This window comes from Nitritalea halalkaliphila LW7 (assembly GCF_000265075.1).
GTDB classification, from domain to species: Bacteria; Bacteroidota; Bacteroidia; order Cytophagales; family Cyclobacteriaceae; genus Nitritalea; species Nitritalea halalkaliphila.
On the sequence record NZ_AJYA01000070.1, the window covers coordinates 19,994 to 36,469 of the forward strand.

Sequence of the window (16,476 nt, forward strand, 5' to 3'; positions counted from 1 at the left end):
CATTAATTTGAAAAGCTTATGAAGTTTATAAAAAATTCTGTCCGCTTGATGCTTGTCACGCTTATGGCACTGGCTTCATGTACGGACTTCGTCGAGCCGCGGGTTCCTTATGCGGAATTTGACACAGGCACTTATTTAAGAACGATTTCGAGAATTAGCGACTCGTTTGATTTCTTTGATCTGGAAAGCTCTCGTTTTGCCCTTACGCTGGAAGCGGTGGACATAGAGGACGGTGGTACAGTATCCACTGTAGAAATCAGAGTACGTCACCGAAGACTTATCCCAGGTGTAGGTTTGGAGTTTACGCCAGCAGCGGGAGATAACTTAGTGACTACATTAGATGCTTCTGATTTTACGCCAAATACGGAAAGCCGGTTTTTAAGAACTACCTTTTCTATAGATGCTGTAGATGCTATCGCGGCTGCGGGCCTTACTTTGGCGGACATCGAGGCAGGTGATACTTTCGAGTTTCGACTGGTCCTTACGACGACATCAGGTCGTGTGTTTTCTGCCGATAACCGTAGTGCGGATGTAGCAGGTGGGTTCTTCTACGCGTCCCCCTTCTTATATAATGTATCCGTTATCTGTCCATCAGATTTGGCAGGCGAATACGCTTACGTAAACGAGGGAGCTACTGGTCCCTTAGGGTCTTGTGATGGCCCCCAAGAAGGTACTGTAACCTTAACGGCACGCGCCGACGGTTTCTCTTACAGTGTTTCAGATGGTACTTTTGGGTACTGGGCTTGTATTGGAGATACTTGGGGCGATGGTGATGTGCGTCTTTCGGATGCCTGTGGTGTCCTGTCTTTATCTGGAACAGATAAGTACGGGGATAGCTATTCTATGGAAGTTATCGCCACAAGTACAGAGGAAATTACCTTCGTATGGGTAAATACATATGGTGAAACAGGTACGGTTACCTTGTTTGCGAATCCAGGTGTGCCTTTCCCGGACAACTTGAGATAATAGAGCATATTCAGTAAACTTTCTTCATACATAAAAAATGGGTGTCTGTTTCAGGCACCTTTTTTTATGTATGCCTACGGGGTTCGCCTGGTTGTTAGGTCTTTTTGTGCTTCGTTCATGAGATTTTTACTGACCTTTCTCTCCTTAATGAGCCTTAATATTGAATTTATGGCCTAATTTTTAATAAAATCATAGGTAATTTCGTTAAAATACTATAGATAAATCTTTGGTTTTTTGCTTTTCGGTACAGGTGTATGGAGCTGCACCAAATTTCATTTTGGTAAACTTCCAAATAGTTTCTTTTATTTTTTTTTCAAATCTTCAAGCAGGCGAAGCAGGTAGGGAGCAACTTATACGATTGAAAAGCAAGTATATTTGTATATTCGGTTAAGCGGTTTTTCTATCATTTGAGACTCATGTATCTTTGAGGCAAGATAAATAATAACCATGGATAAACATTCGTACATCGCTAATGCTCATGTAAACTACATAGATCAACTCTATGAAGCGTACAAATCCGACCCCAATTCAATAGACCCAAGCTGGAAAAGCTTTTTCGATGGATTTGATTTTGCCATCGAGCGGTATGGAGACGAAGAAGAGCGCCCTGCTGCAGTGGCCTCTAATGGATCAGCCACAGCTCCTCCTCCTGCAAATGGTGCCCTGGCCACAAAAGGAACCATTATGGACATGGAGCAGCTGCCGAAAGAAATTAAAGTGCGTGCGCTTATTCACGCCTATCGCTCTCGTGCACATTTGCGTTCCAAAACAAACCCCGTAAGGGAGCGTAAAGATCGCCGTGCCCTGATCGACTTAGAGGACTTTGGCCTTGGCCAAAGCGACCTGAAAACCGTTTTCCAAGCGGGAAATGAAATCGGTATCGGAGAAAGTACCCTAGAGAAAATCGTAGATGCATTAAAGACGATTTACGAAGGCCCTATGGGTTTCGAGTACCTGTATATCCGTGATCCGGAAATGCTGGACTGGTTGAAAACCAAAATAGAGAAAGAGGCGCTGGCCTTTAACCCTTCCGTGGAGGAGAAAAAACGTATCCTGTCCAAGTTGAACCAGGCTGTCGTTTTCGAAAACTTTTTACATACCAAATACCTCGGACAGAAGCGTTTTTCCCTGGAGGGAGGCGAGTCTACCATTCCTTTTTTAGATGCGCTCATTAATAAAGGTGCGGAATTAGGTGTGGAGGAAGTGATGATCGGAATGGCGCATCGTGGCCGTCTGAACGTGCTTTCGAATATTATGGGCAAAACCTACGAGCAGATTTTTTCTGAATTTGAGGGCACTGCTAAGCCAGATCTCACGATGGGAGATGGCGATGTTAAGTACCACATGGGCTACTCCAGTGATATAATTACACCAGAAGAGAAAAAGGTCAATTTAAAATTAGCGCCGAATCCTTCTCACTTAGAGGCGGTAAATCCTGTGGTGGAGGGTTTTATTCGTGCTAAAATTGATTCTCAGCATAAAGGAGACAGTAAAAAGGCGCTTCCGATCCTTATCCATGGTGATGCTGCTGTGGCGGGTCAGGGGATCGTTTATGAGGTGACGCAGATGGCCCAGCTGAAGGGCTATAATACGGGAGGTACTGTGCATTTTGTGATCAACAATCAAGTAGGTTTTACTACGGATTTCGATGATGCACGTTCTTCTATTTACTGTACAGATGTAGCCAAGATCATCGATGCGCCTGTTATCCACGTGAATGGAGATAATGCTGAGGCAGTGGTCTTTGCAGCGAAGCTGGCAGCCGAATTCCGCCAGAAATTCTCCCGTGACATTTTCATCGACATGGTCTGCTACCGTCGTCATGGGCATAATGAGTCTGATGAGCCGAAATTCACTCAGCCGGGACTTTATAACATTATTTCGAAGCATCCGAATCCACGTGAAATCTACGTGAAGCGTTTAACGGAGCGTGGGGATATCGATGCGAAGATCGCTAAGCAGATGGACAAGGAGTTCCGACAGCTGCTTCAGGATCGTTTAAATATGGTGAAGGAAAAGCCCCTTCCGTATCAGTTTACAAAGTTCGAGCAGGAGTGGCAGTCCTTACGGTTCTCGAAGGCTGAAGATTTCGACTCTTCTCCAGAGACCGCTATCACAGAAGAGGCGATCGAAAAAGTAGCAGCTGCACTGACGGAGGTACCGAAAGGATTTAAGCCGATCAAGCAGATCGATGCACAGCTTAAGCAGCGTAAGGAGATGTTTTATAAGTCGAAGTCGCTCAACTGGGCGGCGGCGGAGCTTCTGGCCTATGGTTCCCTTCTTTTAGATGGTAAGACTGTTCGTATTACAGGTCAAGACTGCCAGCGGGGGACTTTCTCTCATCGCCATGCGGTGGTGCATGATGCGAACTCGAATAAACCCTATAATTTCTTGCGCGAGCTTCAGGACAGCAAAGGGCAGTTTCATATTTACAACTCCCTGCTTTCGGAGTATGCGGTACTGGGTTTTGAATATGGTTATGCCATGGCAAATCCGAACTCGCTGAGTATCTGGGAGGCACAGTTCGGGGATTTTGCGAATGGTGCGCAGACGATGATCGATCAGTTTATCTCTTCGGGTGAGTCGAAGTGGCAGAAAATGAACGGCATCGTGATGCTACTGCCACATGGTTATGAAGGCCAGGGTCCAGAGCACTCGAATGCTCGCCCGGAGCGTTTCTTACAGTTGTCTGCCGAAAATAATATGGTGGTGGCGAATATCACGGAGCCGGCTAACTTCTTCCACATGCTGCGCCGTCAGTTGACTTGGGAGTTTAGAAAACCATGTATCGTGATGTCTCCAAAATCGCTTTTACGTCATCCGAAGGTGATGTCTCCGATCGAAGATTTCACGAAAGGCAAGTTCCGCGAGATCATTTTAGATGATAAGGTGGAGGCTGCCGCGGTGAAGCGCGTGGTGCTTTGTTCTGGAAAGATTTTCTACGACTTAGATGAGGCGCGTGAGAAGGAGAAGGTAACGGATGTGGCGATCATCCGTGTGGAGCAGCTGCATCCATTCCCGAAAAAGCAAATCCAAGAGGCATTAGCGAGCTACGGCGATGCTGAGGTCGTTTGGGTACAGGAGGAGCCGGAAAATATGGGCTATTGGAACTATATCTTGAGGCTCACTTTCCGCGATATGCCGATGGAGGTAATCGCACGGAAGCCGAGCGCATCTCCGGCCACGGGTTACATGAAAGTCCATGTACAGGAGCAGGAGACGATCGTCAATAAAGCACTTAAAATCAGTTAAGCGCTTTTATGGCGCACTATTCTTTGGCCGGCAGGCCTAATCTAAATTTTAATCCGTAAATTCACCTTCCCCCCTTCTGTAGGTGGGGAGGGAATTCAAAACATACAGATACAATGAGCCTAGAAATTAAAGTTCCTACAGTAGGAGAATCGATCTCTGAAGTCACGATCGGGCAGTGGTTTAAGCAAGACGGCGACTACGTAGAGATGGACGAAGTAATATGTGAGCTGGAGTCGGATAAGGCGACTTTCGAGCTTACGGCGGAAGCGTCAGGTGTCCTTCAAACCAAAGCGGGAGAGGGGGATACCTTAGAAATCGGTGCGGTAATTTGTGTTATCGACACGGAGGCTTCCGGTGATGGGGCTGCGCCAAAGGCTTCTCAGGAAGCATCTTCGGAGGAGAAGTCTTCTGGGGATTCGGGAGCATCTTCTGAGGCGAAAGCGACGGGTGAGGTGAAGGAAATGGTAGTTCCGACGGTGGGGGAATCCATCACGGAGGTTTCCTTAGCGACCTGGTTAAAGGAGGATGGCGACTATGTGGAGCTGGACGAAATCATCGCGGAGGTGGATTCGGATAAGGCGACTTTTGAGCTTCCTGCTGAGGCGAGCGGGATTTTGCGCCATGTGGCGCAAGAGGGCGATACGATCGAAATCGGTGGCTTAATTTGTAAGATCGAGGTGACCTCTGGTGGTGCTCCTGCGGAGGCTTCGAGCGGTTCGGAGGCCCCTCAGGCTGAGGCGCCGGCTTCCTCTGGCTCGGAGACGTATGCTACGGGGCATGCTTCCCCTGCTGCGGCGAAAATTCTACAAGAAAAGGGTATCGATCCCGCACAGGTGAAGGGGACAGGTAAAGATGGCCGTATCACGAAGGAGGATGCGCTCCAGGCGAAAGTGGAAGCGCAGAAACCAGCTGCTCAGGCTGCTCCGAAGAAGGAGTCTGCTCAGCCAGCGGCACAAGAAAGCGCTGCTCCTAAGGCTTCCTCAGGGCTTAGCCGTGACTCGAAGCGGGAAAAGATGTCTTCGCTACGCCGTACGGTTTCTCGTCGTCTCGTGGCGGTGAAGAATGAGACGGCCATGCTCACGACCTTTAATGAGGTGAACATGGGGCCGATCATGGATATCCGTAAAAAATATAAAGAGCAGTTTAAGGAAAAGCATGGGGTGAACTTGGGCTTTATGTCTTTCTTCACGAAGGCGGTTTGTGTGGCGCTTCAGGAGTGGCCTGCGGTGAATGCACAGATCGACGGAAATGAAATGGTTTTCCATGACTTCTGCGATATTTCCATCGCGGTGTCAGCACCGAAAGGCCTCGTGGTTCCGGTGATTCGAAATGCGGAGTCGATGAGCTTCGATGAAATAGAGAAAGAGGTGGTGCGTTTAGCTACGCGCGCTCGGGATAATAAATTGACGATCGAGGAGATGACCGGTGGTACCTTCACGATCACAAATGGTGGTATTTTCGGGTCGATGATGTCTACGCCGATCATTAATGCGCCACAGTCTGCCATTCTCGGTATGCATAACATCGTGGAGCGGGCAGTGGTAGAGAATGGTCAGGTGGTCGTTCGTCCGATGATGTATTTAGCGCTGTCTTACGATCACCGTATCATCGATGGCAGGGAGTCTGTCAGCTTCTTGGTACGCGTGAAGCAGCTGCTTGAAGATCCAACCAGACTCCTTTTCGGCGTCTAAAGAGGTGGGTTTGTGAGGAGGGGGCTGTCTCTGCTGGAGGCACTCCCCTTTTTTTCGGTTCCCCATGGCGACGGGGAGGGCTTAAGCGAAAAAGGTCGCTCTTACTGCGCAAAAGCGCGCATTTACCTTTAAACATATTCTAAAATGACATACGACGTTATCGTAATCGGATCAGGTCCGGGTGGCTATGTGGCTGCGATTCGGGCAGCCAGCTGGGCATGAAAACCGCATTAATCGAAAAATACAGCACCTTAGGGGGAACTTGCTTGAATGTAGGGTGTATTCCATCTAAGGCCCTTTTAGACTCTTCAGAGCATTACCATAATGCAGCGCATACCTTTAAGACGCATGGGATCGATCTGGAAAACTTAGGGGTTAACCTCACCCAGATGATCGCGCGTAAGGATGATGTGGTCAAGCAGAATGTGGAGGGCATTCAGTTTTTAATGAAGAAAAATAAAATTGATGTTTTTCATGGCTTAGGGTCATTCGTGGACAAGAATACGGTGAAAATCACCAAGGAGGATGCTAGCGCGGAAGAGATTACGGGCAAAAATATCATCATCGCGACAGGTTCGAAGCCAAGCACACTTCCGTTTATCAAGCTGGACAAGCAGCGTGTGATCACCTCTACAGAGGCCTTGAAGTTGAAGGAGATTCCTAAGCATATGATCATCATCGGCGGTGGTGTTATCGGGATGGAGCTAGGCTCTGTGTACGGCCGTCTCGGGGCTAAAGTCTCGGTAGTAGAGTACCTGGATGCGATCATCCCTTCCATGGACCGCACCATGGGTAAAGAGCTGCAGAAGTCGCTGAAAAAATTAGGTTTCGATTTCTACTTGAAGCATAAAGTGGTAGCAGTAGAAAATCAAGGCGACGAGGTAGAAGTGAAGGCAGAAAATGCGAAAGGCGAGACGATTAGCTTGAAGGGCGATTATGTGCTCGTTTCTATCGGTCGTCGTCCCTACACGGATGGCTTAAATGCCGAGGCGGCAGGTGTCAAGCTTACGGATAGAGGACAAGTGGAGGTGGATGAGCACCTACGTACGAACGTTCCCAATATCTTCGCTATCGGAGATGTGGTGAAAGGGGCGATGCTTGCGCACAAAGCCGAAGAAGAAGGTGCTTTCGTAGCTGAGGTAATCGCTGGTCAGAAGCCGCACATCAACTATCTCTTGATCCCCGGAGTAGTGTACACTTGGCCGGAAGTCGCCTCTGTAGGCTATACGGAAGAGCAGCTGAAGGAGCAAAAGCGTAAGTATAAAACGGGCAAGTTTCCGTTCATGGCTTCAGGCCGCGCACGTGCTTCCATGGACACGGATGGTGTCGTGAAGGTGCTGGCAGATGCGGAGACCGATGAAATTTTAGGTGTGCATATGATCGGTCCTCGTACGGCTGATATGATCGCTGAGGCGGTGGTAGCGATGGAGTACCGCGCTTCCGCGGAGGATATTTCACGCATGTCGCATGCGCATCCCACCTATACAGAGGCCTTTAAGGAGGCCTGTCTGGCAGCCACAGACAACCGTGCACTTCATATTTAATTCCTGTGTACGATGTGTTAAGTCAAGGAGAACCGCTATCGCTTCCGAGTGATGGCGGTTTTTTTATGCGAGCCCGTTTGGAGGCTTTGTTTTAAGGTTTTCAAAAAAACCCTTGGATTCTTGCCTTCTCGTGGCTGACTTAAAAAATAATTTGTTAATATTGCACCAATTTAGCCATAAGTAATTAACCTCTTTTAAATCCCACTCTAAAATGCCTAAGGATACTAGTATCAAGCACGTCCTCCTAATCGGATCAGGTCCCATCATCATCGGTCAAGCTTGTGAGTTTGACTATGCCGGTTCTCAGGCGTCTCGATCACTTAGGGAAGAGGGTATTAAGGTAACCTTAATCAACTCTAACCCAGCCACCATTATGACGGATCCGGTGACAGCAGACAATGTGTACTTGCTGCCACTCGAAAAGAAGTCGATTGTAAAAATTCTTCAGGAGCATCCTGATATCGACTGTGTGTTGCCCACGATGGGGGGACAGTCTGCGCTGAACCTGGCCATAGACTGCGATAATGCGGGCATTTGGAAGAAGTTCGGTGTGCGTATGATCGGTGTGGATATCGATGCCATCGAAACTGCAGAAAACAGGGAGAAGTTTAAAGCCCTGATGGAAAAGTTAGGTGTAGGCGTCTGTGAGGGACGTACGGCCACTTCTTTTCTTCAGGGAAATGAAATCGCGCAGGAAATCGGCTTTCCGCTGGTTATTCGGCCTTCCTATACCCTGGGCGGTAGTGGGGGCGGTTTCGTAGAGAAGCCTGAAGATTTCGAAAAGGCACTGATGACAGGATTAAAGGCCTCTCCCACGCATGAGGTCTTGGTGGAGCAAAGCATTTTAGGTTGGAAGGAATACGAGCTAGAAGTACTTCGTGATTCTAAGGGGAATATGGTAGTGATTTGTTCGATCGAGAACTTTGACCCCTGTGGGGTCCACACGGGGGACTCCATCACGGTAGCTCCAGCCATGACACTCCCCGATACGGTGTATCAGGAGCTTCGGAATCTGGCCATTAAGATGATGAATGGGATCGGGAACTTTGCGGGAGGCTGTAATGTGCAGTTTGCGGTTAGTCCGGACAATAAAAACATTATCGGAATCGAGATCAATCCGCGTACTTCGCGTTCCTCGGCGCTCGCTTCGAAGGCGACGGGTTATCCGATCGCGAAGGTGGCGGCTAAGCTAGCGATTGGCTACAATTTAGATGAGCTGAAAAATTCGATTACAGGGAGTACTTCGGCCTTTTTTGAGCCGGCGATTGACTATGTGATCGTAAAAATCCCACGCTGGAACTTCGATAAGTTCCGTGGCTCAGACCGCAAGCTTGGCCTTTCTATGAAGGCTGTAGGTGAGGTGATGGGGATCGGGAGAAACTTTCAGGAGGCGCTACAGAAGGCCTGTCAGTCCCTGGAAATCAAGCGGAATGGTTTAGGTGCTGATGGCAAAGAGCTTCAAGATCAGGAGAAGATTTTATATAGCCTAGCGAATCCAAGCTGGGACAGACTGTTTCATGTGTATGATGCCTTTAAACTGGGCATTTCATTCCGTACCATCTACGACCTGACGAAGATCGACAAGTGGTTCCTTAAGCAAATCGAGGAGCTCATCGAGCTGGAGCAGCGTATCGATGCGCACACGCTGGAGAGCATTCCCAAAGAGCTGATGTTTGAGGCTAAGCGCAAGGGTTATGCAGACCGGCAGCTTGCGCATCTACTGGGTTGCTTAGAAAGCGAAGTGTTTAAAAAGCGCTATGAGGAGATGGATATTAAGCGGGTGTACAAGCTCGTGGACACCTGCGCGGCGGAATTTGAGGCGCAGACGCCGTATTATTACTCTACGTTCGGAGAAGAAAACGAGGCGATTCCTTCGGATAAAAAGAAGGTAGTGGTGCTCGGGTCTGGACCGAACCGCGTCGGGCAGGGCATCGAGTTCGATTATTCCTGTGTGCATGGCGTGCTAGCAGCTAAAGAGTGTGGTTATGAGACGATCATGATCAACTGCAACCCTGAGACGGTGTCTACGGACTTTGATGTGTCGGATCGCTTATTTTTCGAGCCTGTATTCTGGGAGCATATCTACGAAATTATCTTGCAGGAGAAGCCGGTAGGGGTGATCGTGCAGTTAGGAGGGCAGACCGCGCTAAAACTAGCAGAGAAATTAGATAAATACGGGATTCCGATCATCGGGACGAGTTACGAGGCATTAGATCTGGCGGAAGATAGAGGCCGATTCTCTACTTTACTGAAAGAAAACGAAGTGCCATATCCAGAATTCGGAACGATTCATAATACGAATGAAGCGCTGGAGCTTTGCAGAAGTCTGGGCTTCCCGCTTTTGGTGCGCCCCTCTTACGTGTTAGGCGGACAGGGCATGAAGATTGTGATCAATGAGAAGGAGCTTGAGGAGCATGTCGTTCGTGTACTTCGGGATATTCCGAAAAACGAGATTTTGCTGGATCACTTCTTAGAGGGAGCGATAGAGGCTGAAGCAGATGCGATTTGTGATGGTGAAGATGTGTATATCATCGGCATCATGCAGCATATCGAGCCAGCTGGTATTCACTCTGGGGATTCTTATGCGGTCTTACCTCCTTATAACTTAGGTGACTATTTGATGCGGCAGATCGAGACCTACACGAAAAAAATCGCTTTGGCCTTAAAAACCAAAGGGCTGATTAATATTCAGTTCGCGATCAAAAATGATATGGTCTATGTGATCGAGGCGAACCCTCGTGCTTCCCGAACCGTTCCGTTTATATGTAAGGCCTATCAGGAGCCTTATGTGAACTATGCGACGAAGGTGATGCTCGGAGAGAAAAAGGTGAAAGACTTCACGTTTACTCCTGTGAAGAAGGGCTATGCGATTAAGGAGCCGGTCTTCTCTTTCCACAAGTTCCCGAATGTCAATAAGGAGTTAGGTCCTGAAATGAAGTCTACCGGTGAAGCGATTTACTTCATCGAAGATCTTATGGATGACTACTTCTTAAAGATTTACGCGGAAAGAAACCTTTATTTAAGCAGATAAGTTATTGAATAAGAGATAGTCGGAGGGATCCGGATATTGAGTTTTAATGAAGAAGGGCCGGGCGACCGGCCTTTTGATTTCCACCTTTTTGGCGTCTCGTCTCAAGGAGGAGGTAAAAAAACAGCAACATTTATGGGATTTATTTTCAAGTTTTTAATTATAACCATCGCCCTGTCCTGGATATTCTCCAAGCTGCTGCAGTTTTTTCTGCGAAGCAAGTTGAAGCAGTTCATCGATCGGGCAAATGGCATATACCAAGAAGAGCAGCGGCGGCAGACGACGGGAAGCCGGCCGGGTTCGGGAGGTGTGCAGGTGGATCATATTCCGCCCAAGTTTAAAGAGAAGCGTAACCGCAAAGACGATTCCGGTGATTATATCGATTACGAGGAAGTGAAGGACTGATTTTTTAAACGTACTTCGCCGACTTTTCATGTAGCGCTCTCATTTTCGTAAAGGAGCGCCAGACACTTTTTAGTCCGCGTTTTTGGGGTGTAGGCGTGCATGCCAAAGACGATCTCCGTGTAGGGTTTTGGCTGCGATGAGGTATTCCTCACCACCGTCTTTCAGCTTGAACTTTTCCTTCCAGCCGGCAGCGGTTAATGGGTGGTTTTTTGCGATGATATTTACTTTTCCGGAGGGGAACATTCTTTTCAACTCCTTTTTGGGCTGCAGGATTTCGCTTTGGAGGGCGAATATGCGGCATGGGATTCCCTCTAAGCTTTTTAGGTCGCTGGCCTCAGCAGAAAAGAGGTGGGTATTTCCATGCAGTTTCTTCAGACCGGTTTTGCGGCTGAAAGCCGCAAAGGCGCCTAACTTCATGATCCCCGCACCGGGTAGCACCAAGTAAGGGCCGATATTTTCTGTGAGGGCTGCTTCCTGTTTCCATTCCGCTTCGCTGCACTGGAACCGGAGCGCCTGCTGTCCCTGAAGTTCCACGGCCTCTAATAGGAGGTCTGAGGGGGGAGCGGATCCGTGTGTGCTATCCGAAAAGTAGGCTAAGAGTTCCTTTACCTCATTTTTTACGCTGATGACGAAGATTTTCTGTAGCTCGGGAAGTTGCCGAAGGAGCTGCTGAATATCGAGCATGGGGGAGAGTTTCAGCAGAAGCTGTTTGGATTTTTGTCGAAGCAGTGGCCAGTGGCTAGCTACATCGGGGCTACATTCTTCCAAGCGAAAGACCTTCTCCGCCTGACTTCCTCTTCTGGCTGGATCGACGAAGATCAGGTCGAAATGTTTATCTGGCAGGGTGTTCAGATGGGCCAGGCTATCTCCTGCATGAAAGTGCAGTGCCTTTTCCGGAATCAGGTGTGGGAAATTATGTTTTGCCAGCTGCAGCAGGGTCGGGTTTTGTTCGCAGTAATGGGCGTCTTGAAACTTGGCCGTCAAGGCCCAAAAGTCCACTCCTAGGCCTGCTGTCAGATCGGCCATGCGAGCACCTTCCGTCACTAGGCTGCGTTTAAAAAATGCCGTTTCCTCCGAGGAGGCCTGCTCCAAAGAAAGGTTTGGAGGGAAAAGTATGTCCGGATGTGTGCACCAAGAAGGGAGTTTTTGACGTGCTTTTTGACGCGCCTGAATTTGCTGAACGGCAAAAGGCAGGTCGAAGGGCACCTTTCCATGGTAGCGCAATAAAAGTTGTGCAGGAACCTCGTTTTGATGTTCCTGCACGAATTTTTGGATAGCGGCCAGTGTTTCTGCGTCGGGAAACTGCATTTACACCAGGCTATGTTCGACGAGGTAGCTGGCGATTTGCACGGCATTGGTAGCTGCTCCCTTGCGCAAGTTATCGGCTACTACCCAGAGGTTTAGTGTGTTAGGCTGCGATTCATCGCGACGTACACGCCCCACGAAAACGGCGTCTTTCTTATGCGCAGTGAGTGGCATCGGGTAGGTATTGGTAGCAGGATCGTCCTGCAGGATTACGCCGGGGGTTTTGGCCAGCAGGCTGCGGACCTCTTCCAGGTCAAAATCCTCGTGGAATTCCACGTTTACAGCTTCAGAGTGTCCTCCGATCGTAGGGATGCGCACTGTGGTGGCCGTCACCGCTATGCTTTCGTCGCCAAAAATCTTTTTGGTTTCCAGAATCATCTTCATTTCCTCCTTCGTGTAGCCATTTGCTTGGAACACATCGATGTGGGGGAGGACGTTTAGGTCGATTTTATACGGATATACCATTTGCGCCTCGCGCCCTTCGCGCTCCGCCATCATCTGGTCCACGGCATCCTTACCTGTTCCTGTGACGGACTGGTAGGTAGCGACCACGATGCGTTTGATGCGGTAGTGTGCATGAAGCAGGTTGAGGGCTACGACCATTTGGATCGTGGAGCAGTTCGGGTTAGCGATGATGCGATCGTCGATGCGCAGGTCTTTGGCGTTAATTTCTGGGACGACGAGTTTTTTCGTGGGGTCCATACGCCAGGCCGAAGAATTATCGATGACGATGGTGCCGGCTGCGGCAAACTGCGGGGCCCATTCTAAGGAGGTGCTGCCGCCTGCGGAGAAGATGGCGATATCTGGTTTTTCAGAAACAGCCTGTTTTAATCCGATTACCTGATACGGTTTTCCCTTATAGGTAATTTCCTTTCCCACAGATCGTTCACTGGCTACTAGGAGTAGCTCATCAAAGGCGAAGTTATGCTCATCGAGCACTTCGAGGATTTCGGAACCGACCAGACCGGTGGCTCCTACGACGGCTAATTTCATGTTTAGGATTGAATTTAATGAGCGCCTAAGCGGATCAAATGCTTGTTACTCGGCATACCGAGCTAAATTTCCACAAAGGTAGTGCTTTTGATGGCGAAAGCGGAAGGTTCTTACGTATTTTTTAGCTTTTTGGCGCTTTTTCTTCCGATTTCATTATGCTTTAGCGGGTTTTAGGTGATTTTCATAAGGCAATCTACGGGGTGCCAATTAAGGTCTGCTTGTATAAGTCTATTGGCCGTACAGTAGTAAAAGTGGCTGGATATGCGGGAAAGTGTCCGCACGGTGGGTTAAGTGGCAGGGTGTTCCAGAAAGTGTCTGCACATCAGGTAAAGTAGCTGGGTGTGCGGAAAAGTGTCGGAGGATGTTCCTTTTCCGCGGAAAGGGTTTTTTTTGACCAGTTAAGTGGGCCAAAGTGTAAAAAAGTGCTTGTATGCGTTTCTATCCCGTCTGCGCGCTCCCGCTCTATGTATCTTTCGGGCATGAGAAAGCGCATATATTTTTTAATTGGAGTTCTCGGGCTGCTTAATTTTTCGCTGGAAGCCCAGCAGGTGCAGCATTTCCGTGAGCCTTTTCAGGTACAGTCACATCCACAACCGTTTACCGCGGGCTGGACGGCAAATGAGGTGCGCGAGCGTGCTCGGGTGTTTCAGGCCGCAGACCAGGGGACGGCCGGTGCTGCTTTGGCGATACAGCCGATAGGTACTTTTGATGGAGAAATTTGGGGGCATTTTCAGGCGCCGCAGAGCGGCAAAGGGACCTTCGTGCTCATCGCGCGCTCGGGCCGTAATGGGAATGGCACCCGTGGTGTGGCGATACGTGTCGGGGTGGTGCACCAAGGGGGCGAGGTGCCGTCCGTGCTTATGCCGCTCGCGGCGGAAACAGACTTTCCTAATGCCGATACGCCCTTTCAGCGGTACGCATTTTCCTTTGAGTGGACGGCTGGGCAGTCTGTTTATTTTTATTTGCAAGCCGGTCAGGGAGCTGGATCGGGGACCAATGCGCGGTTTTTTCTAGATGAGGTACGTTTAGAGGAAGGGCTGGAAGCGGATGCTCCCGTTATTCCGCAGGAGCCAGGGGGGGCTGAGGAGCCTATTGTAGATCCTGAGACACCAGGAGAGGGCCCTTTGCCAGAGGAACCAGACGAGCCAGAGGAACCAGAAAAGCCTGCAGAGCCAGAAGAAGGGGCCGTGCCTGATCCGGTAGCTCCCGAGGACCGGAAGTAGATCCGGGAGCTTCTGAGCCAGAGGAGGCCCTGGATCTGAGGAGCCGGAGGAAGGTTCGGAAGCGTCGGAGCCAGAAGAGGAGCTTCCCGAAGCCCCCGAACCCCCTGATGTCGTCCCGCTTACACTCCGGGCGCTGCAAGTGGTGGGAGCTGAGACACTTTTAATGCAGTTTTCGGAGGCGCTAGATCCTGTTTTTGCATTAAATAGTGCGCATTATGCTGTGAATGGGCAAGTACCAAGTTTAGTGACTGTTTTTGAAGCTTATCCGGATGTGGTGCTTCTAAGCTTTCCTCGTGCTCAGCTCGATGTGTGGCGCGTCCATGGGCGTGTGCAGCTTTCTCACGGGCCGCTACCGCTGGAGGGGAATAACACGGGCGCCTTGCCTGCCCAGGAGCTTACGCTGGAAGCGCCGGTGATCGCTGCATCTGCCCTTCGGATCCAAGAGGTCATGCCCAATCCACGCGAACATCATCCGCTGCCTTTATCCGAGTATGTGGAAGTGTATAATACTTCTAGTTCTTGGTTGTATCTGGAAGAAATCGTGCTGGCAAGCAGCCGAAGAGAAACCTCCGCCCCAGCCATTTTGGTAGCTCCTGAAAGTCATTATTTGTTGGTTCCACGTGCTCGGTTAGCGGATTTTGATGGTTTTGGCCCACGCCTTGGGTTGACGAACTGGCCCACGTTTCTCGTAGGGGGCGATGCTGTTCGCTTGTATGCGGGAGGCATCATGGTAGATGAATTAGTTTATCCAGGGACGATTTGGCGTGATGCAGATGCTGTAGGCTCTGGTCGGAGTATCGAGCTGGTGGACCTATCCTATCCTTGTGCTTCTTTTGAAAACATTCGTTTAAGTGAAGATCCGCGGGGCGGTACACCGGGTGAGGCGAATAGTGTGGCTCAGCTTGGCGCCATGGAGACACTGCCTTTTCAGCTTGAGCACTGGGAGTTAATCGGGGCCCAAGAGGTGCTGCTGCGCTTCAATCAGTGGCCGGATGAGGCGACTGGAACTCCCCAACTGGCAGGAAATGCGGAGCTGCTCCCTTGGGAGAGGGGGGAGGAGCCGTTTACGCTTCGGATACAGCTTCCACAGCCTGTCTTGCCGGGCATGCCCAAACGCTTGCTTCTGGAATCCTTAGTGAGCTGTTCAGGCACCCCTTTAGCCGATGCCTATCATTCCCTCGAGCTATTTTTGCCCGAAGAGATAGCTGTGGGGGATGTGCTCATCAGTGAGCTGATGTTCGATCCTGAGGCAGGCTGTCCGCCTTTTATCGAGTTGAAAAACACTTCCAATAAGTTCTTAGATTTGGCTGGTTTAGGGTTGGCTACAGCCTCCAGTTCAGGAGAGCGGGGCAACACGCGGTTATTGGTAGAGCAGTTTTTTCTTTTTTCTCCGGGGGGGCTACTGGTATTCACGCCAGATGCTGAAGGCCTGTGTCGCTGTCATCCCGATGCCCAGCCTGCTGCGGTGCTAGAGGCTGTGCTGCCGAGTTTTTCCCGCAGTGGGGACGTGTATATGTGATGCATGCGGAGGGGCATGAGTTGGAAAGCTGGGCGTATACGGAGGCGCTTCATCATCCGATGCTACAGTTTTCGCGGGGAGTCTCTTTGGAGCGGACGACTTTGCGGCGGGAGCCGCAAAGGAAGGTGTCTGGCATAGTGCAGCCTCTCATGTAGGGTATGCTAGCCCTACGCTGCCGAATTCTGCCCAACTAACGGAGGCGGATGTGGCAGGAGAGTGGATCAGTGTTAGTCCTGATTTAATCGCGCCGGATGCTCCGGGGGTGCCCACGTTTTTCACTATTCGTTATCAGACGGATGCGCCCGGTTATACGGCGGAGGTTCGGGTGCGCAGTGTAGAGGGTAGGGTGATGGAGACCCTCTGTTCGGGGTGTTTACTGGGAGAAAGCGGGTTTTGGGTTTGGGGAGGAACCCATTCTGATGGCAAGCGAATTCGTGCAGGCTATTACATCTTAGAAGCTGTCTTTCGTCATTCTTCGGGGAAATCCTTTCAGGTGAAAAAACTTTGCCCGTAGGGCGGAATTTATAACAAAATCATTCGTTTTACGTAT

General features: G+C 49.8%; 10 protein-coding genes and 1 pseudogene. 9 read left to right on the top strand and 2 right to left on the bottom strand.

Annotated elements, in window-relative coordinates; translation table 11 throughout:
* Positions 1 to 18 precede the first annotated feature (18 nt).
* The 6 genes and pseudogenes from A3SI_RS15460 to A3SI_RS15485 all read left to right on the top strand — a co-directional run bounded on the left by A3SI_RS15460 (position 19) and on the right by A3SI_RS15485 (position 10,886).
* Positions 19 to 966 (top strand): hypothetical protein, encoded by a 948-nt coding sequence (locus A3SI_RS15460; protein WP_009057368.1) that lies wholly within the window; start codon positions 19 to 21, stop codon positions 964 to 966.
* 447 nt (positions 967 to 1,413) lie between these two features.
* Positions 1,414 to 4,218 carry a 2-oxoglutarate dehydrogenase E1 component gene (locus A3SI_RS15465; protein ID WP_009057369.1) on the top strand — a complete coding sequence of 935 codons (2,805 nt, stop codon included), beginning with the start codon at positions 1,414 to 1,416 and terminating at the stop codon, positions 4,216 to 4,218.
* 113 nt (positions 4,219 to 4,331) lie between these two features.
* A complete protein-coding gene (odhB, locus tag A3SI_RS15470) occupies positions 4,332 to 5,909 on the top strand; it encodes a 2-oxoglutarate dehydrogenase complex dihydrolipoyllysine-residue succinyltransferase (protein WP_009057371.1) in 1,578 nt (525 codons plus the stop codon).
* A gap of 144 nt (positions 5,910 to 6,053) precedes the next feature.
* Positions 6,054 to 7,453, top strand: a pseudogene (gene lpdA, locus A3SI_RS15475) (dihydrolipoyl dehydrogenase).
* A 211-nt stretch (positions 7,454 to 7,664) separates the two neighbouring features.
* Complete coding sequence (carB, locus tag A3SI_RS15480) at positions 7,665 to 10,484, top strand: carbamoyl-phosphate synthase large subunit (RefSeq protein WP_009057375.1); 2,820 nt, start codon at positions 7,665 to 7,667, stop codon at positions 10,482 to 10,484.
* A gap of 132 nt (positions 10,485 to 10,616) precedes the next feature.
* Complete coding sequence (locus tag A3SI_RS15485; protein WP_009057377.1) at positions 10,617 to 10,886, top strand: DUF4834 family protein; 270 nt, start codon at positions 10,617 to 10,619, stop codon at positions 10,884 to 10,886.
* Between the two features lie 69 nt (positions 10,887 to 10,955).
* Here the strand turns inward: A3SI_RS15485 and A3SI_RS15490 are convergent, their stop codons facing one another.
* Together A3SI_RS15490 and A3SI_RS15495 are read right to left on the bottom strand one after the other, a co-directional pair.
* Positions 10,956 to 12,194, bottom strand: coding sequence for a class I SAM-dependent methyltransferase (locus A3SI_RS15490; RefSeq protein ID WP_009057379.1), 1,239 nt, complete (start codon positions 12,192 to 12,194; stop codon positions 10,956 to 10,958).
* Positions 12,195 to 13,184: an aspartate-semialdehyde dehydrogenase gene (locus A3SI_RS15495; RefSeq protein ID WP_009057380.1), complete on the bottom strand. Its 990-nt coding sequence runs from the start codon at positions 13,182 to 13,184 to the stop codon at positions 12,195 to 12,197. It lies immediately after the preceding gene.
* Positions 13,185 to 13,663: 479 nt separating this feature from the next.
* Between A3SI_RS15495 and A3SI_RS15500 the strand changes: the two genes are divergently transcribed.
* From A3SI_RS15500 to A3SI_RS15510, 3 genes are all read left to right on the top strand, one after another.
* A complete protein-coding gene (locus A3SI_RS15500) occupies positions 13,664 to 14,407 on the top strand; it encodes a hypothetical protein (protein ID WP_009057383.1) in 744 nt (247 codons plus the stop codon).
* A 139-nt stretch (positions 14,408 to 14,546) separates the two neighbouring features.
* Positions 14,547 to 15,926: a lamin tail domain-containing protein gene (locus tag A3SI_RS15505; protein WP_162098474.1), complete on the top strand. Its 1,380-nt coding sequence runs from the start codon at positions 14,547 to 14,549 to the stop codon at positions 15,924 to 15,926.
* Between the two features lie 205 nt (positions 15,927 to 16,131).
* Positions 16,132 to 16,440 carry a hypothetical protein gene (locus A3SI_RS15510; protein ID WP_040671152.1) on the top strand — a complete coding sequence of 103 codons (309 nt, stop codon included), beginning with the start codon at positions 16,132 to 16,134 and terminating at the stop codon, positions 16,438 to 16,440.
* The last annotated feature ends 36 nt before the right edge of the window (positions 16,441 to 16,476 follow it).